This is a genomic window from Priestia sp. KCTC 13724 (assembly GCF_056820425.1).
This window is the reverse complement of the sequence record NZ_JBXDLD010000005.1, coordinates 21,662-45,618: the sequence shown is the minus strand read 5'-3', so window position 1 is coordinate 45,618 and position 23,957 is coordinate 21,662. Positions and strand designations below refer to the sequence as shown.

Annotated in this window: 19 protein-coding genes and 3 pseudogenes; 15 read left to right on the top strand and 7 right to left on the bottom strand. The window is 37.2% G+C overall.

The window, feature by feature from the left end; translation table 11 throughout:
- Window positions 1-470: 470 nt before the first annotated feature.
- The 4 genes from AC1UFB_RS00865 to AC1UFB_RS00850 form a co-directional block, all read right to left on the bottom strand.
- Entirely contained in the window at window positions 471-614 is a 144-nt protein-coding gene (locus AC1UFB_RS00865) for a hypothetical protein (RefSeq protein WP_482588300.1), read from the bottom strand.
- Window positions 615-760: 146 nt separating this feature from the next.
- On the bottom strand, window positions 761-1,864 hold the full coding sequence (locus AC1UFB_RS00860) for a Ger(x)C family spore germination protein (protein WP_482588298.1): 1,104 nt from the start codon (window positions 1,862-1,864) through the stop codon (window positions 761-763).
- On the bottom strand, window positions 1,851-2,990 hold the full coding sequence (locus AC1UFB_RS00855; protein ID WP_064484032.1) for a GerAB/ArcD/ProY family transporter: 1,140 nt from the start codon (window positions 2,988-2,990) through the stop codon (window positions 1,851-1,853). Before AC1UFB_RS00855 ends, AC1UFB_RS00860 begins: the two co-directional genes overlap by 14 nt.
- A 4-nt stretch (window positions 2,991-2,994) precedes the next feature.
- Window positions 2,995-4,470, bottom strand: a complete 1,476-nt coding sequence (locus tag AC1UFB_RS00850; RefSeq protein WP_328101732.1) for a spore germination protein — start codon at window positions 4,468-4,470, stop codon at window positions 2,995-2,997.
- Window positions 4,471-4,605: 135 nt separating this feature from the next.
- Here AC1UFB_RS00850 and AC1UFB_RS00845 point away from each other — a divergent pair.
- Together AC1UFB_RS00845 and AC1UFB_RS00840 are read left to right on the top strand one after the other, a co-directional pair.
- Window positions 4,606-4,659, top strand: a pseudogene (locus tag AC1UFB_RS00845) (hypothetical protein); the annotation flags it as partial.
- 41 nt (window positions 4,660-4,700) lie between these two features.
- Window positions 4,701-4,980, top strand: a pseudogene (locus AC1UFB_RS00840) (DUF4317 family protein); the annotation flags it as partial.
- Window positions 4,981-5,285: 305 nt separating this feature from the next.
- On the opposite strand, the gene AC1UFB_RS00835 reads toward AC1UFB_RS00840, so the two are convergent.
- A complete protein-coding gene (locus AC1UFB_RS00835; RefSeq protein ID WP_328101138.1) occupies window positions 5,286-6,458 on the bottom strand; it encodes an MFS transporter in 1,173 nt (390 codons plus the stop codon).
- An 81-nt stretch (window positions 6,459-6,539) separates the two neighbouring features.
- On the opposite strand from AC1UFB_RS00835, the gene yeiL reads away from it, so the two are divergent.
- From yeiL to AC1UFB_RS00785, 10 genes and pseudogenes are all read left to right on the top strand, one after another.
- Window positions 6,540-7,217 (top strand): transcriptional regulator YeiL, encoded by a 678-nt coding sequence (yeiL, locus tag AC1UFB_RS00830; RefSeq protein ID WP_328101137.1) that lies wholly within the window; start codon window positions 6,540-6,542, stop codon window positions 7,215-7,217.
- Window positions 7,218-7,358: 141 nt separating this feature from the next.
- Window positions 7,359-8,108, top strand: coding sequence for a methionine ABC transporter ATP-binding protein (locus AC1UFB_RS00825; RefSeq protein WP_100346534.1), 750 nt, complete (start codon window positions 7,359-7,361; stop codon window positions 8,106-8,108).
- Window positions 8,101-8,763 carry a methionine ABC transporter permease gene (locus tag AC1UFB_RS00820; protein ID WP_062687018.1) on the top strand — a complete coding sequence of 221 codons (663 nt, stop codon included), beginning with the start codon at window positions 8,101-8,103 and terminating at the stop codon, window positions 8,761-8,763. The genes AC1UFB_RS00825 and AC1UFB_RS00820 overlap by 8 nt, the downstream gene beginning before the upstream one ends.
- Window positions 8,764-8,779: 16 nt before the next feature.
- Window positions 8,780-9,610 (top strand): MetQ/NlpA family ABC transporter substrate-binding protein, encoded by an 831-nt coding sequence (locus AC1UFB_RS00815; protein ID WP_061786064.1) that lies wholly within the window; start codon window positions 8,780-8,782, stop codon window positions 9,608-9,610.
- Window positions 9,611-9,804: 194 nt separating this feature from the next.
- A pseudogene (locus tag AC1UFB_RS00810) lies at window positions 9,805-11,138 on the top strand (2-hydroxycarboxylate transporter family protein).
- A gap of 126 nt (window positions 11,139-11,264) precedes the next feature.
- Window positions 11,265-12,851, top strand: coding sequence for an ATP-binding protein (locus AC1UFB_RS00805; RefSeq protein ID WP_482588297.1), 1,587 nt, complete (start codon window positions 11,265-11,267; stop codon window positions 12,849-12,851).
- A gap of 1 nt (window position 12,852) precedes the next feature.
- On the top strand, window positions 12,853-13,533 hold the full coding sequence (locus AC1UFB_RS00800; RefSeq protein ID WP_482588295.1) for a response regulator: 681 nt from the start codon (window positions 12,853-12,855) through the stop codon (window positions 13,531-13,533).
- A 213-nt stretch (window positions 13,534-13,746) separates the two neighbouring features.
- A complete protein-coding gene (locus tag AC1UFB_RS00795; RefSeq protein WP_076512350.1) occupies window positions 13,747-14,694 on the top strand; it encodes a tripartite tricarboxylate transporter substrate binding protein in 948 nt (315 codons plus the stop codon).
- 13 nt (window positions 14,695-14,707) lie between these two features.
- Window positions 14,708-15,166, top strand: a complete 459-nt coding sequence (locus AC1UFB_RS00790) for a tripartite tricarboxylate transporter TctB family protein (RefSeq protein WP_076512272.1) — start codon at window positions 14,708-14,710, stop codon at window positions 15,164-15,166.
- 26 nt (window positions 15,167-15,192) lie between these two features.
- On the top strand, window positions 15,193-16,692 hold the full coding sequence (locus tag AC1UFB_RS00785; RefSeq protein WP_482588294.1) for a tripartite tricarboxylate transporter permease: 1,500 nt from the start codon (window positions 15,193-15,195) through the stop codon (window positions 16,690-16,692).
- A 66-nt stretch (window positions 16,693-16,758) separates the two neighbouring features.
- On the opposite strand, the gene ahpF is transcribed toward AC1UFB_RS00785, so the two are convergent.
- Together ahpF and ahpC are read right to left on the bottom strand one after the other, a co-directional pair.
- The gene (ahpF, locus tag AC1UFB_RS00780) at window positions 16,759-18,288 is read right to left on the bottom strand and encodes an alkyl hydroperoxide reductase subunit F (protein WP_061786065.1); all 1,530 of its coding nucleotides are present in this window, start codon (window positions 18,286-18,288) and stop codon (window positions 16,759-16,761) included.
- A gap of 13 nt (window positions 18,289-18,301) precedes the next feature.
- Window positions 18,302-18,865, bottom strand: coding sequence for an alkyl hydroperoxide reductase subunit C (gene ahpC / locus AC1UFB_RS00775; RefSeq protein ID WP_061786066.1), 564 nt, complete (start codon window positions 18,863-18,865; stop codon window positions 18,302-18,304).
- 633 nt (window positions 18,866-19,498) lie between these two features.
- On the opposite strand from ahpC, the gene AC1UFB_RS00770 reads away from it, so the two are divergent.
- From AC1UFB_RS00770 to AC1UFB_RS00760, 3 genes are read left to right on the top strand one after another with little or no spacing between them, the layout of a single operon-like run.
- Window positions 19,499-21,235 carry a cache domain-containing sensor histidine kinase gene (locus AC1UFB_RS00770; protein WP_328101158.1) on the top strand — a complete coding sequence of 579 codons (1,737 nt, stop codon included), beginning with the start codon at window positions 19,499-19,501 and terminating at the stop codon, window positions 21,233-21,235.
- A 55-nt stretch (window positions 21,236-21,290) separates the two neighbouring features.
- On the top strand, window positions 21,291-22,463 hold the full coding sequence (locus tag AC1UFB_RS00765; protein ID WP_482588293.1) for a response regulator: 1,173 nt from the start codon (window positions 21,291-21,293) through the stop codon (window positions 22,461-22,463).
- 24 nt (window positions 22,464-22,487) lie between these two features.
- The gene (locus tag AC1UFB_RS00760; RefSeq protein WP_482588292.1) at window positions 22,488-23,762 is read left to right on the top strand and encodes an ABC transporter substrate-binding protein; all 1,275 of its coding nucleotides are present in this window, start codon (window positions 22,488-22,490) and stop codon (window positions 23,760-23,762) included.
- Window positions 23,763-23,957 lie beyond the last annotated feature (195 nt).

The following is a 23,957-nucleotide window of genomic DNA, read 5'->3' as shown; positions in this document are numbered from 1 at the left end:
AGCACTTTTTTGAAAAACTACGTCACATTCCAAGGGATAAGTCTGTCTAATTTTGGATAATCAACACTCGTGGTACTCTTTTTTAAGCAAGAACAGATTTTGGCGTAGAGCCGCTTTATAATATGAATAACACCTATTTATATAATTGGATTTTTTAACCAGATTCAATTGAGAGTATTTTACTCATCTAAAAAGACAGATTTACTTAAATGCTCTCTAGCAACAATTAGGCTCATCGATTATTGGTAGCAAACAAACGGTAAAAGAAAAGCCGCAGACATTTTTGGAGCAAAGCCAGGCGGATGTGATGAAATTATGGTCATTTCCCAAATTTTCGACCACAACGCTTGCTTGTGTTATTGTATAATTATGACAGATATCACACAAAGCGATAGATTGTAAACAAAATGAGTTTGGGACATAACAAAATGATTGCTTCTAAAAGACGAACACTAGCTGTTCCCATCTCTTTAGTTTGTCTCAACACGTTCATTCCATTGCGCTACGGTCACTCGCTTTCCGCGGGGAGGAACCTGAGTTTCCTCGCTGCGCTGCGGAATCTCCATTTTCCCTCTCTTTCCCGCAGGAGTCGAGTGTCCTACGCTCCATTCCACCCCGTTTCCAACATTGTTTTCACAGTCAACAAAAAACCTGAACGATTAAAAGTTATGAACTCTCAATCGTTCAGGTATAGTAAGGACTGAACTACTTATGTCTCAGTCTCATTTTGTTTACGTTATGAGTTATTCGATAAGAAAAATTAAAAGTTTTGCCTTTTTGAATTTGCATCCGTCAAAGGGTCGATATTAATATTGTATTTTATTTTAATGTCCATCTTCTCAAACATTTCAATCCATTTTTTTTCTTCCATTGGTTTTGAGAATGGTCTTTTTGTTTGTATGCCAAGCTGTAATGGATCCACTTTCAATTCTTGCATCTTTTTAACTAGTTCATGTGTTTGTTTTTCAAGATGGGTTTCGATATCTTTTTTCATATTTTCTAACTGCTGTGGGTCAAATAATTGCTTCTCTCCCCGGTATTCCTCAATCCTAGTGTCTATATTCACGGTATAGGTCATTGTAGAATAACTGCTATCGATATCTACTATTACTTTAGATCTAACATGACCCAGTACAATTTCAAATTTTTGAATTGGTAAAACAACTAAGTAGTGATCGTTGTTTATCAGCTGGAAGATACGATCATCTAAAGATGAAATAGTTTCAACTAGCTTGTCATCTTTAAACAAGGCTGTACCTTCATAGTTGACCCCATCCTCTTCTATTTTGAATACAGGCAAAAAAGGATCTGAATAAGGAGTATAGAGCAAATGTTTAAATTGATGAAGATTAACGACAGTTAATTCTCCTTGGTTTTTTTCCTCATAATGCTTCAGCATTCGGTAAAACGAGTAATCAAAGTTTTCATCTTTGTCCAATTGACTTTCCAAGTATTCATCAAAATTTCCTTTTACGATTACTAAATAGATTCTCGGAGAAATATCCGGATCAGTCAATAATACATTTATAATGGACATAATTCCCTCTTTTGCAAGTTCATCACTAACTACCAGCATCCGCATTTGTCCGAATTTAATTTCCTGGTTGAAGTTTAAGTTGTACTTCTGTACTCCCTCCTTTAATAAGCTGACTTCTTGCGACATAACAAACTTATTTTCTTTACTTAGAGGAGGCATAATTGTACTGACTTTTAATTTCCCTTTATCCCCCTTACTAATTGACAAAAAGGTAACGGGGGAAATTTCTTCAATAAGGTTGTTTTCGGTAACAGGGGCACAGCCAGATAACCAAAAAGTCATAAAAAGGAGTATCAATATTTTACATATCTTTTTATGTAGACGCATGTTTTTTAACCGCCTCTTTTTTCATTACTAAAACTAAAACAATAACAAGTGGAACAAGAAAATAGCTTATGCTTCCAGCTATAATTTGAAGATTAAGTAAAAAGTTCTGCTTCTCCCAAGACTTCCAAAATAATTCATTCACAAGAACCATTCCAATAAAAATAAGGAATACACTGAATAACAAACCTTTACCACTGGTCGGCTTGCTCATTTTACCAAAAGCTATTTTAGATGCTCCATAAAACAATAATAGAAATAGAGAAACTGCAAAAACTAGGTTAAATAATAGAAAGGAAAGCATCATTATATCAATTCGTTCAAACACTGGGTTTTGTAAATAACGGCCCATATTAATAATTGGATAGTGAGTTTTACTTAAAAAATTGGAACCGAAATAAAATAAGGATGCTATAAATAGGAATACATACTCTACAACGGTGAGAGCGTTTCCGTAAGACAAATAGCGAAATGTTTTATTGTTTGTTTTAAGCCATGGTCCCAAAAATACCAGAAATTCCGGACCAGAATAGGAAGACAAAATAAAAAAAACGGCTTTCCAATTTTCTACTTTCCACTCCATTGGAATAAGTGGATACAAATCACTGAGTTGAGCTATTGGAGGGAAGACGAAACAAACGAAACATGTGAACATCCAAAATGTACAGAAAAAAGAAATCAACACAAAACGAATGGTATGTTCAACGCCCCTACCTGCGATATAAAAACATAACAACAAAATAAAAAAGACAAGAAAATTTGTATCTGTTGATGGAAGTATAAATGTTTGAACAATTTCGCTGAATCCTAATGTTATGACGGAAAGTTTAAGTAGAATAAAGAACAACCCGATGAAAGAGAGAAAACGCACCAATTTTTTCCCAAATAATTGGACAAATCCATTATATCCATTGCTAGATAAACGGGTTAAAAGCCACTTCGATAAAAGAAGAAGGTTTAGTTGGGATAATATCCCGACAGCTATAAGCACCCAAATCATATATGGATTGATCAAGATATTTGGCATAATCAGATAAAAGTATAGCATTTGGAGGCGATTTACCAACAACATGGCATAGAACCCATTATAGGTTTCATTCTTTTTAAATAATTGGTGGGTTTCCATCATCAAGTCATCTCCTAGTTTTATCTCTCTTCTGTTTTAGAGGTTTAAGATGCTCTGGACGCTCCAACATTTTGACTAATGGCCCTCGAATGAATAAGTCAATCCAATCCTTACCGAAAAAAGGGGAAACTGGTGAAAAATAGGGTTGCTTGAGTGAAGACAAGCTATTAAGATGAGCCAAAATAGCAATGCTTCCTAGTGCAATCCCAATTATCCCAAGTAAAGAAGAAAAAACAAGAAGTATCAATTGAATTAATGAATTTGTTTTTGTCATAAGGTAGTTGGGAATAAGAAAGGAAGCGATCGTCGAGATCCCAACCAGGACAATTAATACCTTGCTAGCGAATCCAGCCTCAACAGCCGCTTGACCAATCACAATACCACCAATAACGCCAAGTGTTTGACCAGTTTTTGTAGGCATTCTTAAACTTGCTTCTTTCATGACTTCAATAAAAATTAACATGATAAATGCTTCCCAAAAAGGAGTAAAAGGAAGCATGCTCCTTGATTCGACCAAGACCAGAAGTGTTTCCATAGGAATCATTTGATAGTGATGAGTTGTGAATGCCACATAGAAAGGAATCAATGTGATTGACAGAACAAAACTGGCATATCGGATGATGCGCAAAAAACTGGCAATTACCCATCGATTAATATAGTCATCGGGTGATTGGAATAAATGGAAAAAAGTAATGGGTGCAACAAGAGCAAATGGTGTATTGTCTACCAGAAGGGTGATCTTTCCTAATCCCAGAGAATAAGCAACTATATCAGGCCGGTCAGTTTGCTGAAACTGAGGAAAAATACTGTTTTGATGTTCCTCCATGAATTCCGCAACTTGAGAGGAGTCAAAGAAGAGATCAAAATTAATTTCAGAAATCTTCTCTTTGACTGTTGAAACAAATTCTGGATTAGTCAGCCCCTCTATGTACATTAAAACAACACTTGTCTCGCTCATAGAACCGACAGTAAACTTCTCTGCTTTCAGTTCATGTATGGGGAGTCGTCTTCGAATAAGCGTAATATTTTGTTCTACTTGTTCACTAAAGCTGTCCTTTGCTCCGAACATAATGGTTTCTGTTTCGGAAGTTTCAATGGCACGTCCAATAGGATTTTTTAATGGCACAGCTAACCAAAGGTGTTGCGAAGAATCAAATAACAAAATGGAACCTGAAAACAACTGTTTTTTTGCCTCTATAAAATTAGGAATGTGAATAATGGAGGAATTCGTAATACAATCTTGAATAGACGGTTTGGAACATTTATTTAAAGGTTTTATAATGCTTTCATTTAACTTTTCTTGGTCAATGAGAGTTCGTATGTAAACAAGATGAATTTTTCGAATAACGGAAATGTCAATTTCCACAAATTCTGCATCATCCATTTGAACGAGGCTTTTTTTCAGAGCTTCTATCGATAATTCAGATTCAGCTATTGATTGAGCAGCAAGCTTACTTTCAATCTGTTTTTTTTTCCAAAACATGTACATCTCACCCCTCTTATTGAGAAAAAACATTTCTATTCGTACTTAAAACTCCATATTCGTACACATTATTAGCAATTTAATTTTAAAATATACAAAACACGAATCTTACTAGCCAGGGAGTTAAAATTAGAGATGAATAACAAAGATATAGCAGAGATTCGAAAACAATTTAAGTTGGATAACGATTTACTGAAAATCGCTGACATTTATAGCGTTTATATCAAGCCAATCCCGTTATTAAACTTGTCTCTCGAATTTGTGGATTTCCGTTCCTTAGCTTTACGGACAACGCCGCAGGCATTAATCACATCCTTTATGCTGGGAGCAAAGCGAATAAACCGTATCGAAAATGTGTTGAACTGCAATGAAATCATGACTGCCGAGGAAGATAAAGCGGTGTTTGAAGAAATTATAAAAGCAGTGATTGGTGATGAAGTAAATTCGAATACCTTCGCCAATGTATATGATGAAATCAATAGTATGTTAGTGGTGGAAGAAGACACTGAGACATAAGTAGTGGAGCCCCTACTATACCTGAACGATTGAGAGTTTCTCACTTTTAATCGTTCAGGTTTTTTGTTGATTGTGAAAACAATGTTGGAAACAGGGTGGAATGGAGCGTAGGACACTCGGCTCCTGTGGAAAACTGAGATCTCAAAGCGCAGCGAAGAAGCTCAGGTTCCTCCCCGCGGAAAGCGAGTGGCCGTAGCGCAATGGAACGAACGTGTTCAGATAACCTAAAGAGATGGGAACATCTATTGTTCGTGTCCAAAACTCAAACTCTTTTAATCAAAATTTAATTATCAAAACATCTAAGCAGACAATAAAATCTTCTTTTCCACTTCTAGCTTCCGGTAGATAAGCGCAATTAACATCGCAGGTAAGCTACACGCAAGCATTCCAATGAAAGCATATCTTGGCTCAATTTCATATAAGAAGCCACCGAAAACTGTGAATACAGCCGTGCTCCAGCTGAGTGCGAAAGCTGAGTACATGCCTTGAGCTTTTGGAATATGTGTATGTGGAATGTTTGCTGTTAAGTATTTCATGAAAGCATAGTGCCCCATCGCAAATGAAAACGCATGTAGGGTTTGGGCCATACAAAAGACAATAATGTTTGGAAAAATGAATACTAACACCCATCGCAGAGAAGAGCCAGCTGCAGCTAATGCTAATAGGGTACCCGGTGAAAATCGGCTAAAGCGTTTATCTGCAATCGAAAAGAAAATAATCTCAGCAATAACGGCAATATTGATAATGACACCGATTAGATAGATTGGCGCATCGATTTCTTTTAAAAAGATATAGCCATAGTTGTAATAAGTAGCATGGGCGGCTTGAAGCAGCACCACAATAATAAGTACAACTAAGAAATGTTTGGTGCGAACTAAATCTATGATATTTACCTTTTTACCTTGGTTTATTTGTGGTTTCTTCGATAAAATGTCCGGAGCACTTGTGAAACTAAGAGCGACAAAGCAGCTAATCCCAAGCAGTAGCGCCCAAAAGATCATGTTATCTCCAAGCATTCCTGTAAATACAGTTAACAGGATACCTACAGACACAAATCCAATCGATCCCCATTGACGACTTTTTCCGTAGTGTTTCAGCTGTTTACTTTGTACAAGAACACCAGCGACACTATCTAAAGCTGGCATTAAGGTTGGGTAAAAAATATGCAAAAAGACGGTTACGACTAGTAAGCTTGTAAACGAATTAGCTGGAATGTAACAAAGAATCCCAATCAACGTGCCAATTCCCGCAATATTTAAAAGCGCTTTATTGCTGACTCGTTCTAATAAATAAGGAAAAGCAAATAGTGTAGAAAGCCCCCTCGCCACTAAGCCAATACTCATAATAAAACTAGCTTCTGAAACGCTAATTCCTTTTGTTTGAATCATCCAGCCCGACCAATAGGGTAGAAAAATTCCCCATGTCAGAAAAAAACTAAAAAAATGTGTGCTCATCCATCGTTGTGTATTCATTCGTATCCTCCTTATCAATCGCATGATATCATGAGAATAAATATGATTACTATGAGATATCTCATAGTTTTGAGGTGGCAGATGGAAATTTACAAAGGTGAAAAAAAGCGGTTGTATCTAGAAAGGCATTCAATTGCTAATCAGTTTTCTTTTGAAATTGAAGAGTTTCTTGAGGTACGAGAGTATAAGCGCGATGAGTGGATTATCCGCGAAGGAAGGAGACCAGATTTTTTATTTTATGTGGCAGAAGGAAAAGCGAAAATATACGTAACACATCAAAACGGGAAAGTATCGCTTCTTAACTTTATCAATGCGCATGATTATATCGGTGAAATGGAATTATTAAACGATGTGTACTATACAAAAGGAATTCAAGCCGCCACCAAAACAGTTTGTTTGGTGTTGCCTTTCTCCCAATGTCGCACCAGGTTGCTTGAAGACGCTAAGTTTCTTCGAGAATTAACAAAGTTTTTGAGTGTTAAAGCAACGTTAATGGCAGCTAAATACTCACAGAGCTTAGCTTTCCCTCTAGAGAACAGGCTTGCGGACTTTATTATACAGACGGCTGATAACGGAGTTTACCGAGAAAAGCACGTCATTGTTTGTGACTATCTCGGTGTTTCGTATCGCCACTTGTTGCACGTATTGGCACAGTTCTGTGAGAAAGGATACCTGCAAAAAGAAGGTAGAACCTATAAAATTAAAGAGCAGTATGCTTTATATGAACTTGCCGAGGCGATTAAGAATAAAAGCATGTAAGCTCAAGCTGAATATATAGTAAAACCTCATAAAATCGCATAAAATAATGTTAAAATAAACAGCGGTGAATAATTTCTATTTTAAGTGCAGCTGTTCATAGGAATGTTCTCACCCTTCAACTAAAGAAAGGAGGGGGTTTTCATGATTAAATTAAATCGTGTAAGTAAAAGATTTGCACAGTTTCAGGCGATTAAAGAGTTATCTTTAGAGATAAATAGCGGTGAGATTCATGGAATTATTGGAGCGAGTGGAGCGGGGAAGTCAACGTTGCTTCGTCTTATGAACCTACTTGAAATTCCAGATGAGGGAGAAGTGGAAGTGAATGCTCAAATCTTAACAAAGATGAGTGGGAAGAAGCTTCGAGAAGCGAGAAAGTCGATTGGGATGATCTTTCAACACTTTAATCTAATTTCTAATAAGACAGTGTACGATAACGTAGCTGTTTCATTAGAGCTAACAAGATCTCCAAAAGAGGAACAGAAAAAGCGCGTGCTAGAATGCTTAAGCTTTGTTGGCTTAGTTGAGCTAAAAGATAAGTATCCAGCTCAGCTAAGCGGTGGCCAAAAGCAGCGTGTGGCCATTGCAAGAGCCTTGGCAAACAAGCCGCAAGTGTTACTTTGTGATGAGCCGACCTCATCTCTGGATTCTAATACTACAGCTGATCTATTAAAAGTATTAGAGGATATTAATCAGCACTTAGGTGTGACCATCGTGATTGTCAGCCATGAGATGGAAGTCATTAAAAGCATATGCAATCGCGTCACCGTTCTCGAAAATGGATCTCTCTATCAAACGGTAACGACAAAGCCAAAAGGTGTTCAAATGAAAGAGAATCGGGCACAATATTTTGTAGATCAATTAACAGAGGGAGAGGAAATAGACAATGCTTGAAGTTTTGGCACAATATGAAACTGAAATATGGCAATCTATTGGTGAAACCTTTGTGATGGTTGGTGTTTCAATTTTAGCTGCAGTTCTCATCGGACTTCCCGTTGGTACTTTTTTATTTCTTTGTCGGAAGGGGCAATTGATTGAAAATCAACTCATATTTTCAATCTTAAACCTAATGGTAAATACAATTCGCTCGTTTCCATTTTTATTACTGGTCGTCTTCCTCATACCGTTTACTCGTTTTGTCCTCGGGACAGCAATTGGAACAGCAGCAGCAACAATTCCACTCTCGATTATTGCCATTGCGCACTACTCACGTCTTGTTGAGCAATCGCTGTTAGATGTGCCTAAAGGTGTTATCGAAGCAGCGATTTCGATGGGGGCATCTGTTCGAGAAATTATGTTTAAGTTTGTTTATGTAGAAGCACGCTCGGGTCTAATCCTTGGACTGACGACATCCATTATTAGCTTTATTTCGTATTCGACTATTATGGGAGTTGTTGGCGGAGGAGGAATTGGTGATTTCGCCATTCGGTATGGGTATCAACAATTTAAAACAGATTTAATGATGTACATGATTATTATTATGATTGTGTTGGTGCAGCTCGTCCAATTTGTTGGAATGACTGTGGCCAGAGTGTTGGATAAAAGATAAATAATGGAGGAAAAAAATGAAAAAACTATTCTTTTTTATGTTGGTGCTTGTTGTAGCACTAAGTGGTTGTGGCCAAGCAAACGAAACAAATGAAAATAAAGATAAGCAAGGACAAGATGGAGAAGAAGTTACGTTAAAAGTAGCCTCTTTAATACCACCAATGACAGAGATTTTAGACCTTGTAAAGCCAAAGCTAAAGGAAGAAGGCATTGACTTACAAGTAGAAGTCTTGAGTGATAACGTACAGCCCAATAGCGCGCTTGCAGCTAGAGAAGTAGATGCAAACTTCTTTCAACACGTGCCTTATATGGAAGAATTTAATCGTAATAACAACGCAGAATTAGTAGCCGTTGAGCCAATTTATTTTGCAAATTATGGCGTATATTCAAAGAACTATAAGTCAGTAGAAGAATTACCTGATGGTGCGACTGTGGCCATTGCTAATGACGTTTCTAATATTGATCGTTCTCTTTCTTTGCTTGCGCAGCATGATGTTATCAAGTTAGGTGACAAGAAAGATACGTATTATACGAAGGCGGACATTAAAGAGAATCCCAAAAACCTTAAGTTTAAAGAAGTTGATTTACTGATGCTATCGAGAATGTATGATGATGCGGATGCGGTAGTCATGACGCCAGCTTATGCCGCGCCTCTTGGTTTAACACCAAAAAGTGATGCACTTCTTACTGAAGGAGTAGACAATGATTTTGCAATTACCTTAGTAGCGCGCAAAGATAACGCTGATTCAGATGCAATTAAGAAGCTAGCTGAAGCAATGACAAGCCCAGAAGTTCGTAAATTCTTAGAAGAAAAGTACGATGAAACAGCTATTCCAGCCTTTAAATAAATAAAAAAGTCATTTGAATTCAAATGGCTTTTTTATTTTATATTCCAGCAATTATTTACTGTCATTTAGAAAAATTAGACAAACAATTTGATTTTTTTAATTACAAAACTTTAATAAGTTTCATAACCTATCACCGCGCGTTAAAAATCATTTAGAATGTCTATAAGTCAATTGAAAACGATTACAAAAAGGGGATGGAGCGTATGGAAAAGCCATTGAGAAAGTCAGATGCCTTAGATCAAAGGCCAAAAGTATATGATCTTTCGCAAAATAATATGCAGCCGGCAATTATGGGCATGCCCATTTTATGGTTTGCTTTGTTTTTAGCCATCACAGTCGTGACGGTTTATACCGGTAATCTACCTGCTGGTATGATTGGAAGTTTACTTGTCATGGTTGTATTCGGTGAAGCTTTAGGTTGGATTGGAGATCGCTTACCAATCATTAAATCTTATTTAGGTGGAGGAGCTATTGTTGCCATATTTGGTTCCGCTTATATGGTATATAGCGGGATTCTACCGGAAACCGTAACAACAAATGTGACGGATTTTATGACAACTGCTGGGTTTTTAGACTTTTATATTGCAGCTTTGATCACGGGTAGTATTTTAGGGATGGATTCGAAAGTACTCATTAAAATTGGTGTTCGCTACTTTGTTCCAATTTTTGGTGCAGTAATTGGAGCTATGGTGATTTCAGGAATAGTAGGGGTTCTAATTGGTTTTTCACTGCAAGATGCAATTCTAGTCATTACACTGCCAATTTTAGGTGGGGGAATGGGAGCTGGAGCAATTCCGATGGCTCAGGTTTACTCAGAATCACTTGGAAACTCTCCAAGCTATTATATTTCAATTCTTGTTCCAGCATTAGCATTAGGTAACGTATTCGCTATTATTTTTGCGAGTCTATTAAACAGCTTAGGTAATAAGGTCCCTTCATTGTCAGGAAACGGTCAGCTTATTCCAGGTTTAAAAATAGAAGAAAAGAAGTCAAAGTTTGATATTTCGAAAATGGGAATTGGATTATTAGCCGCTCTACTATTCTTTGCTTGTGGCCATTTATTAGGTGCAATTATTCCGCTTCATCCGTATGCATTGATGATTATCCTTGTTGCTGTTGCTAAAATTGCCAACCTAATTCCTGAAATTGTTGTGGAAGTGCGAGCCAGTGGTATCAATTTGTTGCTAAGACATGGACACTCGCTCTACTATTTGGAATTGGTGTAGCGTATACAGATTTAAATGCTGTGTTAGAAGCGCTAAGCCTTCAGTATATCTTACTAGTAGCTGGCGTTGTGTTAGGTGCCGTAATCGGAGCAGCATTGCTTGGGCGACTAGTTGGTTTTTATCCGATTGAATCGGCAATTTGTGCGGGTTTATGTATGGCAAATATGGGGGGAACTGGTGACGTAGCCGTTCTTTCAGCATCAAAGCGTATGCAGCTCATGCCATTTGCACAAATTGCTTCTAGGTTAGGAGGAGCTCTTATCCTCCTGTTGACAGGCTTAATTATTCCGCTCTTTATGTAGAAGATTGTAGGAGACCTTATGTTAAAGAGGTCTCCTTTTTTATGCAATAAAAGTCAGATAATTCTAACTAAACCTACCAATCAGTTACATCTCTCGTTATACTAAAATAGTAGGGGGCGTTGCAAAGTGAAGGCTCGTTGGCCGTTAGAACGTAAATTTATGTTCTTGGTTTGTATTTTAGTTACGATGATTATGTTAATGGTAGTAATTGTATATATTTACTTTGAACGAAAACAAACGCGCGAATTGCTAGGCGAACAAGCATTAACAACAGCGATTGCTGTTTCAGAAATGCCGTTCGTAAAGGAAGTTATTCTGCAAAATGAAAACGCTACGATGATTCAGCCACTCATTGAGCGAATTAGAAAGCAATCAGGCGCAGAGTTTATTGTAATTGGTGATGCAGATGAGGTTCGTTATACTCATCCTGATAAAGAGAAGATTGGTCAAAAGATGATTGGCGGAGATAATGAACGAGCTCTTATTGAAGGAGAAAACTATATTTCATTTGCCAAAGGATCTCTTGGGATGTCAGTAAGAGGAAAGTCACCTATCTATGATGAAAATAACCAGATTATTGGCGTTGTATCAGTAGGTTTTATGCTATCATATGTGGATTCTTTATTTGAGCAAGGGCTTGCTGCTTTTTCTATTTGGCTTGCTTTTATTTTTATTAGTGGTGTTGCGGGGAGTTTTATGCTTGCCAAAAGTATTCGTAAGGACACGTTTGGTCTGGAGCCTTATCAAATCGCTAGGCTGTACAAAGAGAGAGGAGCTATTTTAGAAGCGCTAAATGAAGGGTTAATTGCGACAGACCAAAAAGGGAATGTGACGCTCATTAATCATTCAGGCAAAAAGATTTTTGGAATTAGAGAGAATATCATTGGCCAACCGGTTCAAAAAGTTTTAAGAGATTCGGAAATTTCGCATGTGCTCGCTAATCAGCTGGCCACCGGTCACTATGAGACAATCTACGATAAAAAGCCGTTGATTGTACATTATAAAATAATTGGTGAAAAAGATAGTTACGCGGGCAAATTGGCTAGCTTTCAAGAGAAATCTGGTGTTCAAGAGCTAGTCAACACTTTATCGGAGGTTCAACAGTATTCTCAAGACCTGCGTGCACAAACTCATGAATATACGAATAAGCTATATGCCATTTCTGGATGGCTGCAGCTGGGGTATAGTGAAAAGGCCAAGCAATTCATTCACGAAGAAATTGGCCAACAAAAAATATATGAGCGTGTGTTATTCGAACGAATTACTGATTCGACTATACAGGCAGTTTTAATTGGCAAGCTTTCTAAAGCTTCTGAAAAGAAGATTGACTTTATTATTGATGAAGATAGCTTTATTCAGATGACTTGGCCAATTAAGATGACGGCAACTTTAGTCACTATATTAGGAAATATTATTGATAATGCGTTTGATGCTGTGGCAGAAGAAGCAGAACCACTTGTCGATTTGTTTCTAACAGATATAGGCGATGAATTAGTTATTGAGTTAGGAGATAATGGTTGCGGTATTGAAAAGGCGGATATCAACATGATTTTCAACGAAGGGTACACCACAAAAGCAGGGAGACATAGAGGTTTTGGATTAGCGCTTGTGAAAGCTGCTTTAGATGAACTCAATGGAACAATCCATCTATCAAAAAATCAGCCATACGGAACTGTTATTCATATACATATACCAAAAACAGGAGCGACATGATATGAAGGTTTTAATTGCAGAAGATGACTACAGAGTAGCAGATATTCACTGTCAGTATGTAAAAAGCTTAAAGCAAGTAAAAGAAGTGAAAACAGTTGCAACAGCGAAAGAAACTCTAGATGAAGTAAAGCGTTGGCAGCCTAACTTAATCTTATTAGACTTATATTTACCTGATCAAATAGGAATTGACTTGATTCACCAATTGAAAGAACAGTGTTTAACCGTACAAGTGATATTAATTACAGCTGCAACTGATATAAGCGTATTGAAAGATGCATATAACCTTGGTGTCATTGATTATCTAGTTAAACCAATTGAGCTTCAACGTCTTTCTGATGCTATTGAGAAGGTAAGCAGAAATAATCGAGTCTTAAATTCTCAGCAAAAAATTACTCAAACGATGGCAGACCAACTTTTTCAGTTTAAAAATACTAAAAAAATAGATGGAAATCATCTTCCAAAAGGTATCGATCAGTTAACTTTAGAAAAAGTGAGAGAATTATTAAAGCAGCAAAATGAAGAGATTACAGCAGAAGAACTTGGCAAACTTCTAGGCGCTTCTCGCACTACTTCAAGACGATATTTAGAATATCTAATCTCTATTCATGAAGTGAAAGCTGAGCTGGTATATGGGATTGTTGGAAAGCCAGAGCGAAAATACTATGTTGTTTATTCCGAATAAGGAGCTTTCAAAGAGTTCACTCTTTGAAAGCTTTTTTTGTGAACAAAATGAACTTAATTTGCAAAATAACCTTAATACACTTTAAAAAGAAAACGGTTACAAAAACGAACTCGGTAGGTAAAATTAGTTAAAAATAAAAAGGGGGCGCTTTCATTGGTTAAAAAATGGTTAGTTTTACTTAGTGTAAGCTTAGTTGCATTAACCGGTTGTTCCATGCCAGTTCAACAAGGAAAAGTTAATGAACAAGGAGAGTGGGAGCCAGACCGATCTATTGAAATTATTGCGCCATCTGCAGCAGGTGGAGGATGGGATACTACAGCACGTATGTTAGCACGTACAATTGATGAAGAAAACTTAGCAAACAAAGGATTTGGCGTTGTAAATAAGCCAGGTGGGGGAGGCGCTGTTGGTTGGGCATACATTCATAAGCGAAATGACCCTCATAATCTGTTTATTAGTTCACCTCCTATACACTTTGTTGCATTGAATGGACAGTCTCCATATGGTTACAAAGACTTTACGCCTATTGCAAATTTAATTGCAGATTACGGAGCTTTTGCAGTGCGCGGTGATGCTCGTTGGGACAGTTTAGATGAGCTTTTTGAAGAGATGAGAAAAACGCCAGAAAAAGTTACTGTTATTGGAAACTCATCACCAGGAAGCATGGACCATATGCAGTTTGTGTTATTCGCAAATGCAGCGGGTGTGGATATTACAAAAATTCGCTATATCTCTGATCAGGAAGGTGGAGCGATGACGGCTGTTTTAAACGGTAGTGTAGATGTGGTGTCAACCGGCGTATTGGACGCGGCTGAACAAGCACGAGCTGGGAAAATGAAAGTTTTGGGCATCACTTCACCTGAACGGCTAAAAGGAGATAAGTTTTTAGGTACTTTGCCAACAGGAAAAGAACAAGGAATTGACGCTGAGTTTATTGTATGGCGTGGTATTTTTGGACCACCTAATATGACAAAAGAACAATTAGATTACTATCAAAAAATCTTTAAGAAAGCATCCGATTCAAAATCTTTTGCAAAGGTTCGCGAATCGTACGGCTGGGATGAACAATATATGGACAGCGAAGAATTTAAATTATTTTTAGATGAACAATCGAAAGAGCTAGAGACTTTATTAAAAGAGCTAGGGTTTATAAAAAAATAAAGGAGGTAACCGCATGAAGTGGTCTGTTAATAAGGGGTTAGGTTTAGCATTAATGACTCTATCAGTCATCTATTTATTTTTAGCATTTAATTTACCTGAGTATGCGTTTGTTCCTGTAGATTCAGATCTTATTCCAAAAATGCTCGGCTTTGGCTTATTCGTGTTAGCTATCGTTCTCTTTTTTAGTCCAGATAGTGATACAGAAGAACAAAAGAAAAAGCGCGTCATTAAGCGGAACGAATTATTTATGCTTTTAGGGGTTATGGCTCTTATTTTAGCTTATATTACCGTACTAGAAGTAGTCGGCTTCGTTATTATGACAACGGCCTTTATTATTTTCTGCTCTCGATTTCTCGGTTATAAAAATTGGGTGGGGAATATTTTAACCGCCTGTATTTTTTCGATTGGGTCTTATGTTTTATTTAACTATGGTTTAGCTATCCGATTACCCGCAGGTATTTTGCCATTTTAATGAGATAAGAAAGGGGGAAGAGAGTCATGTTTGAAGGAATTGTACAAGGGTTTCAAGTTGCTTTTAGCTGGGAAGCTATACTATTTGTCTTCATCGGTGTTTTTATTGGAACAATTATCGGAATGATTCCAGGTCTAGGACCAATCAGTGCAATTGCGATTATGATTCCAGTGACGTATGGAATGGATACAACAAGTGCACTGGTTATGATGGCAGGAGTGTATTATGGTTCGATGTACGGTGGATCGACATCTTCCATTTTATTAAATGCCCCTGGAGTAGCAGGAACCGTTGCAGCATCATTCGATGGTTACCCGATGTCTCAGCAGGGAAAAGCGGGTAAGGCGTTAGCCATCTCAGCTATTTGTTCATTTATTGGGGGTACTGTTAGCGTTGTGCTCTTGATGACGTTCGCACCGATGCTGGCCAGCGTGGCCATCGTATTCGGTCCTCCAGAATACTTTGCGCTAATGCTCCTTGGGCTGACGGCCATTGCTAGCCTATCGGAAGGTTCAACAATTAAAGCGTTAATTTCAGCAGTTGTTGGTTTTATGGTTGTGACTATTGGAATTGATGCACAAACGGGTACGAGTAGATTTACATTTGGCAGCGTGAACTTATTAGATGGAATTGATTTTTTAATTATTGCACTTGGCGTATTTGCTTTAGCTGAAGTTTGCTTTTTAATATTAAACCGTAAGCAAAAACTAAAAGGATTAAATAATATCGGTAGTTTAAAGTTAAGTAAGCAAGACTATAAAGACATGGCTGGACCTATGACGAGACAATCCTTTCTTGGATTTATCTTAGGGGTTTTACCGGGTGCAGGTGCGACAATTTCTTCGTTTGTAGCTTATATATCTGAAAAGAAGCTAGCTAAAAAGCCAGAGGAGTTTGGGAAGGGCTCTATTAAAAGTTTGGCAGCACCAGAAACAGCGAATAATGCAGCAACAAGCGGTGCGTTTGTACCATTATTAAGCCTAGGAATTCCAGGTTCAGGTACAACTGCTGTTATGTTGGGCGCATTTCTTGTTTTAGGTGTTCAACCAGGTCCATTACTCATGACGGAAAATCCATCTATATTTTGGGGAATTATTGCAAGTATGTATATCGGAAACGTATTTTTGTTAATTTTAAATCTTCCGTTGATACCATACTTCGTAAAAATATTAAAAGTGCCGCGTCCACTTTTAATTTCACTCGTTATTATTTCAAGCTTGGTGGGAGTGTACGCTGTAAGTTTCAGCACGTTTGATTTATATCTCCTCGTTTTGTTTGGAATTCTAGGTTACTTAATGAGAATCTTTGTGTTTCCAGCAGCACCATTCATTTTAGCTTTTATTTTAGGTGGAATGATGGAAAATTCGCTTCGTCAATCGTTGACGATTTCAGGGGGATCCTGGAATATTTTCTTGACGAGTCCATTGGCTATGTCACTGATTGTATTAACGATCTTAGCAGTGATAGTGCCAGCATGGAGAGGGCGTTCTAAGCGTAAAAAAGAAAATACTCAAATTGGAATGTAACTATAAAAAAAGAACCCTTGTCCAAAGACAAGGGTTCTTTCAATTGGATAAATCGTTAACTTTTAATCAGTTACGGATTAGATAATCAAAAGCACCTAAAGCTGCTGTTGCACCTGAACCCATGGAGATAATAATTTGTTTATAAGCACTGTCTGTGCAGTCTCCCGCAGCGAATACGCCAGGGATGTTAGTCGCACCATGCTTATCAACAACGATTTCTCCCATACGTGTACGTTCTACATCATCGCCTAACCAATCAGTGTTTGGTACTAAGCCTATTTGAACAAATACACCTTCTAATTCAACGTGTTTTTCTTCCTCTGTCTCACGATCAATGTAAGTAATACCGTTTACTTTATCAGTTCCGGTAATTTCTTTTGTTTGAGCATTTTTCACGACAGTTACATTTGGAAGGCTGTTTAGACGCTCTTGTAATACAGCATCGGCTTTCAGTTCAGGCATATATTCAAAAACAGTTACGTGATTTACGATACCTGCAAGGTCAATCGCTGCTTCCACGCCTGAGTTTCCACCGCCAATAACGGCTACGCGTTTACCTTCGAATAAAGGACCATCGCAGTGTGGGCAGTAAGCTACACCTTTGTTTTTGAATTCTGCTTCTCCAGGTACACCAACATTACGCCAGCGAGCACCTGTTGAAAGGATGACTGTTTTACTTTTTAAAACAGCGCCATTATCCAGCTCAAGTTCGACAAGGTCTTTTTTCTTTAAGCTACGAGCGCGTACTAAATTCATTACGTCAATGCCGTAATCTTTAACATGCTCTTCTAAGCTTGCTACGAGTTTAGGACCTTCTGTTTTCTTAACGCTAATAAAGTTTTCGATGCCCATTGTATCCATAACTTGTCCACCAAAGCGCTCGGCTACAATACCCGTGCGAATACCTTTACGCGCTGCATAAATCGCGGCACTTGCACCAGCCGGACCGCCACCAACAACAAGTACATCGTAAGGATCTTTATCAGCAAACTCTGCTGCATCTGGGCCGCTGCCCAGTTTATTTAAAATTTCTTCGATTGTCATACGACCGCTGCCAAACTCTTCACCATTAAGGTAAACAGTTGGAACTGCCATAATATCTTTGCTTTCTACTTCTTCTTTATAAGCCGCACCGTCAATCATTGTGTGAGAGATACCATTGTTTAAGATACTCATTAAGTTTAGAGCTTGTACAACATCTGGGCAGTTATGGCAGCTTAAGCTGATATAAGACTCAAATTTGTATTCGCCCTTAATGCTCTTAATCTGGTCAATCACTTTTTGATCAACTTTTGGTGCACGTCCACTTACTTGTAATAAAGCAAGAACTAATGAAGTAAACTCATGTCCTAAAGGGACGCCGGCAAATGTTACACCTGTATCTTCACCGATACGATTTACGCTAAAGCTCGGTGTACGCTCTAATTCAGCTTTTTCAACTTTAATGCGAGATGACATTGTTGCTAGTTCATCTACTAATGAAAGCATGTCGCGGGATACTTTATCTTCTCCCGCGCTTACTTTTAGCACAATGTCACTTTCTAATAATTGAAGATACTGATCTAGCTGTGCTTTGATATTTGCATCTAATAACATGTAATCAAACTCCTTAGATTTTACCTACAAGGTCAAGTCCTGGTGTTAGTGTTTCAGAACCTTCTTGCCATTTAGCTGGGCAAACTTCACCTGGGTTTTTACGTACATATTGTGCTGCTTTAATTTTGTTAACAAGTGTGCTTGCGTCGCGGCCGATACCACCAGCGTTGATTTCAATAGTTTGGATAATGCCATCTGGATCGATGATAAATGTTCCGCGATCAGCAAGACCTTCTTCTTCGTTTAATACTTCAAAGTTACGCGAGATTTTTTGTGAAGGGTCACCAATCATAATGTATTCAATTTTGTTAATTGTTTCTGAATGGTCATGCCATGCTTTGTGTGTGAAGTGTGTATCTGTAGAAACTGAATATACTTCTACGCCTAATTCTTTTAATGCTGCGTATTGGTCTTGTAAATCACCTAATTCAGTTGGACATACGAAAGTGAAATCTGCTGGGTAGAAGCAAACTACGCTCCATTTACCTTTAAAGTTTTCTTCAGTAACCTCAAGGAATTCACCTTGTTGGTAAGCTTGTGCTACGAATGGTTTTACTTCAGTTCCGATTAATGACATATCGAAATTCCTCCTCAATAAATTATAATAATTCTAATTCAATACTCATTATTATATAAAACCTGTTGTTTTGTCAAAGGAAATATAGCAAGTTTTTTAAAAAAGTTGTCTGATCGTCTGATTTCCTTTGAAAAGCAAGGTTTTGTACAGTGTTTCTACATATATCTTATCACTCTTGTGCGTTTTTTATCTAATAATATGATTGTATAAACTGGAAATGTATAAGTGTCTTTTTTATCTAATGGAGGAAAGGAGGTATGAAAATAAAAGGTGATGATTGAGAATAATTGAAGCCGTTACATTAGCTTCATTTTGCTGACAACAGAAAAGTATACGGTGTCATTTGAAATAGGATAAAAATGGTATTTTATTTATATTCTAATTACATTTTTTGAGTTTAAATACCTATATAAAAAAATATTTTTAGAAGAAAATGTATAAAAATTCATGAATTATAAATAGTAAATCTTATAAAAAAACCAGTATAAACCAAAAAAACATTATTTTACATATTTTTAGGGGTAGTAAGTATTACTTCGGTATGATTGACGTAATATAAGCCCTGTTATAGTCTATAAATGCTTTAGGAAGGGCTTTTCAGGTGGTTTAACAACATAGAAAAGGAGCCAATAAATGAGAAGCTTTCAAGTTCGGTTATTACTGCTTCTAGTAATATTTATTATCTTACCATACTTCCTGTCGGTGTTTATTATTTATGGAAATACAAAAAGTAGCATTGAGAACAAGGAGTTGGAAAAAAGCCGTGAAGAGCTACGTGAAGCGGGAAATGATCTTGAGCAACACTTTGAAAAAATGATTACATTGCCGTATTCCGTTTATAACATGCCAGATATACTACAAGTTTTTGATGAGGGCTTGCCAAAAGAAAATAGCAGTAATTTTTTATCTTTTGAAAAGAGTATTGAAACATTTTCAGCGACAAGGCCAGAATTGGTGCAGCTCCGCTTTTATTTTCACAAGGAAAAAGAATCATTGATTGTTTATAAATCAAATTTGAGCGCACCAAAAACACAAAGTAATTATGTCAAGCACCCTCCATTTAAACAGCTTTATCAATCAGAGCAAGATTATGTGATTGAAGAACCGCATAAAGCTAAAAATTATGACAACGTTCCAATTATCCCTAAGACAGAAGATTCCATGGTAGTAACAATGCATCATAAAATTAAAAACATTTTAAGTGAAGAGTTTCTTGGCTTTCTAACAATGGATATTGATATTACTTCGTACTCTCCATTAGTAAAACAGCTTGAGGGAGACGATGGTACATCGGTTTTCTTACTTAACGAAGATTATAAAGTAATGTATTCCAGTGATCCAAAGCAAATGGGACAAACGATTAGTAAAAAGGAGCTTACAGCATTGAGTGAGTCAACAGAGCTTGTACTCACTGAAAGCTTACAGGCACCACTGAATAACTGGCGAGTAGTGAAGATTATTTCTAAAGATGCCTTGTTTCAAGATGCTAAAAAAGCGGCTTATACAAACGTTGTGTTGGGATTGGGCGTGGTAGTGCTGGGAGTAATTATGGTTTTTCTAATCTCACGCATTGTCACAAAGCCAATAAGAGTTTTGAGTGATAAAGTACGATCCATTGAAGGTGGAAACATGGATGTGACGCTTACAACTTCTCGCAAAGATGAGATTGGCCATTTAGAAAATCATATGCAAGAAATGCTGCACCGTATTAACAATCATATTGATCGGGAATATAAGTTGGAGATTGAAGTAAAGAAAAGTCAGCTAAGAGCGCTCAAGTCTCAAGTGAATCCACATTTCTTATTCAATGCTTTGCAGTCGATAGGCGCTGTTGCTTTAGATTCTGGAGCAAAAGGGGTTTATGGATTGATCATTTCTTTATCAAAGATGATGCGTTACTCATTGCAAGCAGATCAATTAGTAACAGTAGATAAAGAGCTAGACTATATCCATTCTTATTTGGTGCTACAAAAAGAGCGGTTTGGAGAAGAGGTCGATGTTCAATTCTCAGTAGATAAAGAAGTTGAGAATGAGCTTATTCCGAGTATGCTCCTACAACCTTTAGTTGAAAATTATTTTAAGCATAGCTATGAAAAGCATAGTGACGAATCACGTTTAGAAATTATTGGTGAAAAAGAAAGGAGAGTTATTAAGCTAGCAGTGAAAAGTTATGGTCCAACCCTTCAAGAAGCTGAGCTGAATTCACTTCGTCAAACCATTTATAACCGTAGTGCTACACAAAAAGGTATAGGGTTGAAGAATATTTATGATCGGCTATTGCTACATTTTGGTCATGAAGCAGCGTTTTATATTGATAGCCTAGAGGGAAAAGGCTTTGAGGTAATGATGACAATTCCTATTAATAAGTAGAATTTCAATTTGAATAAAACAGCTATTGATTTGACTGCTGAGGGAGGTAAATATAGTGAAAGCGTTGATTGTTGATGACGAGAAAAATGTTCGTAAAGTGATGCGCCAACTAGGAGAATGGGAAAGCGTAGGAATCAATGAAGTGTTAGAAGCTACTAATGGCATAGAGGCTTTGGAGATAATTGAAAAAGAAAAGCCTGGTGTGATTTTTACGGATATTAAAATGCCAAAAATGAGTGGTTTACAGCTGATTGAAAGGTTAAATCAACATTCGTATACAGGAAAAGTCATACTTGTTACGGGGTATGATGATTATACATTTATGCGCAAAGCTATTCAATTAAATAGCTTTGATTACTTGCTGAAACCAATTGACCCTGAAGCTTTTCAACAAGTGTTAACAAAAGTAGTAGACTCTTTAGAGGCAGAACAAGAAGAAAACGAAGAAATACTAGCCGAGGCTAAAAAACTTCGTCACAGTCAACTAATGACGTCCTTATGTTTAAATGAAGGAACGGATACAGCATTTTTACATTCAATAATTCCAGAAGCGGAAGACATAGATTTTACACTGCTATATTTTTATCAAGGACATCAACCTGATCCTTGTATTAATGAGCTTTCAAATGAATTACAAGCGCGGAATATGGGAGCAACTTTTACATTTCAGGGTGAGGAGAATCTGTACATTGTCCTAACGGCAAAACATCAATGGGTTTATGTAGAGCGGTGGATAAGTGAAAATATTTCAATTCCAATTCGTTTGGTTCAAGATTCATTCTCTTCCTTTAATCAAATTCCAGAGGTGTTTAACGGTCTTTTGACAGCACTAAAGGGCAATCAATATCGAGCAATTCGTCAAGTGGATGAGCTAGAAGCACTGAAGCGTATGCAAGAAATAGTAGCATATGTAGAAGACTATTATATGGAAGATATTAGCCTCCAGAAACTATCAAAAATGTTTTTTTTAACAAGAGAACATATATCAAGGAAATTTAAAAAAGAAACGGGTATGACGCTATCTAAATATGTAACAAATTTAAGAGTAAGACAAGCGAAACAGTGGTTATTAGAAACGGCTGAAACCATTCATTCTATTTCGTTAATGCTTGGTTATCAGGATGAAAAGTATTTCTCGAAGCTGTTTAAGAAGGTAGTTGGTTTAACTCTTTTTGAATACCGGGCTTTATACGCCAATGTAAGAGATAGTGAAAAATCATCTATATAGGCTAAGAGAGGCAAGGGTGAATAAATGAAAGAAAAAATATGCTACCTGTTTTTTGTCTCTCTTTTACTGAGTGTGTTGACAAGCTGTGGTTCTTCAAACGCTCAAACTGAAACGGAAAATAAAGAAACAGAACAGGTCGTCTTAACTATACGTAATCCTAAAGTCGAAATTGCAACGCAGTTTGAACAAATGGTACAGGAGTATGAAAGACAGAACCCAAATGTCAAAATCCATGTCGAAACGGTGGGTGGAGCATCGGATGATTTCTCTGATATCATTGCCCAAATTGCTGCAGGTCAAGGGCCCGATATCTTTACAAATATCGGCTATGATGCGACAAAAGAATGGATTAATTATTTAGAAGACTTGAGTAGCCAGCCTTGGGTTGAAAAAGCATATCCTGATACGTTAAACCCAATTACGGTAGAAGACAAAGTATATGGCATGCCGATGGATATTGAAGGTTTTGGAATTGTTTATAATAGAGAGCTATTTCAAAAAGCTGGTATTCAATCTATTCCTCGCACGTATTCAGAGTTAAAAGTGGCAGCAGAGAAGCTTAAAAACATCGGTGTTACGCCTTTTGCAAACGGCTATTACGAAGAGTGGAAGTTGGGTTATCACTTAACTAGCCTTGCTTTTGCAATTCAGCAAGATCCAATAAAATTTAATCATCAGCTGAAAAAAGGGAAAGAAAGCTTTACGACAAACGTAATCGCAAAAGATTTGTTATCATTCTTAGACTTAACTCTCCAATATGGAAATCAATCTGCAACGAAAACAGATTATTATACTGAAGTGGAGATGTTAGCAAATGAAGAAGCAGCGATGATACTGCAGGGAAGCTGGGTACAGCCGCTATTAGATGAGGAAGCTCTCGATAAGTCGTTTGGTATTTTTCCAGTTCCATTAAATGATAAAGCCAACAGCAAAATTTTAACAGGTGTTCCAAACTACTGGGTTGTGAATAAAAAATCATCTTCGATCAAAAAGCAAGAAGCCAAAAAATTCTTAAATTGGATGGTGTCATCAAGTGAAGGTCAGCGTTTTATGACTGAACGCTTTAGCTTTGCTCCAGCTTTTAAACATATAAAAGTAAATGATATAGGTCCCATTAGTAAAGAAGTACTGAATGTTTACCACACGAAAGAAACCTATAATTCCAATTGGTTTGCTTATTCATCATCTGCTAAGCGAGAAGCAGGTCGTACGCTAAAAAGATACTTGAATCGAGAGCTTTCACAAAGCGAAACGCTTAGACAGTTAGATGACGTTTTACGGGAAGCTAGCAAGCCATAATCATTGAAGTCCTTTTTCAATTTGAGAAAGGGCTTCTTTTGTCGTTCTTTTGTCATGCATATCAATTTAAGACGAAAACTCAATCAATTTATGCCGTATTCAGTCGAAGCATTGTTTTTTATACTTAATGTATCAGGTATGGAACGAACGATCAATCAAGCCGGAACCAATTTAAGCCAAAGAAGTATCGTCCGT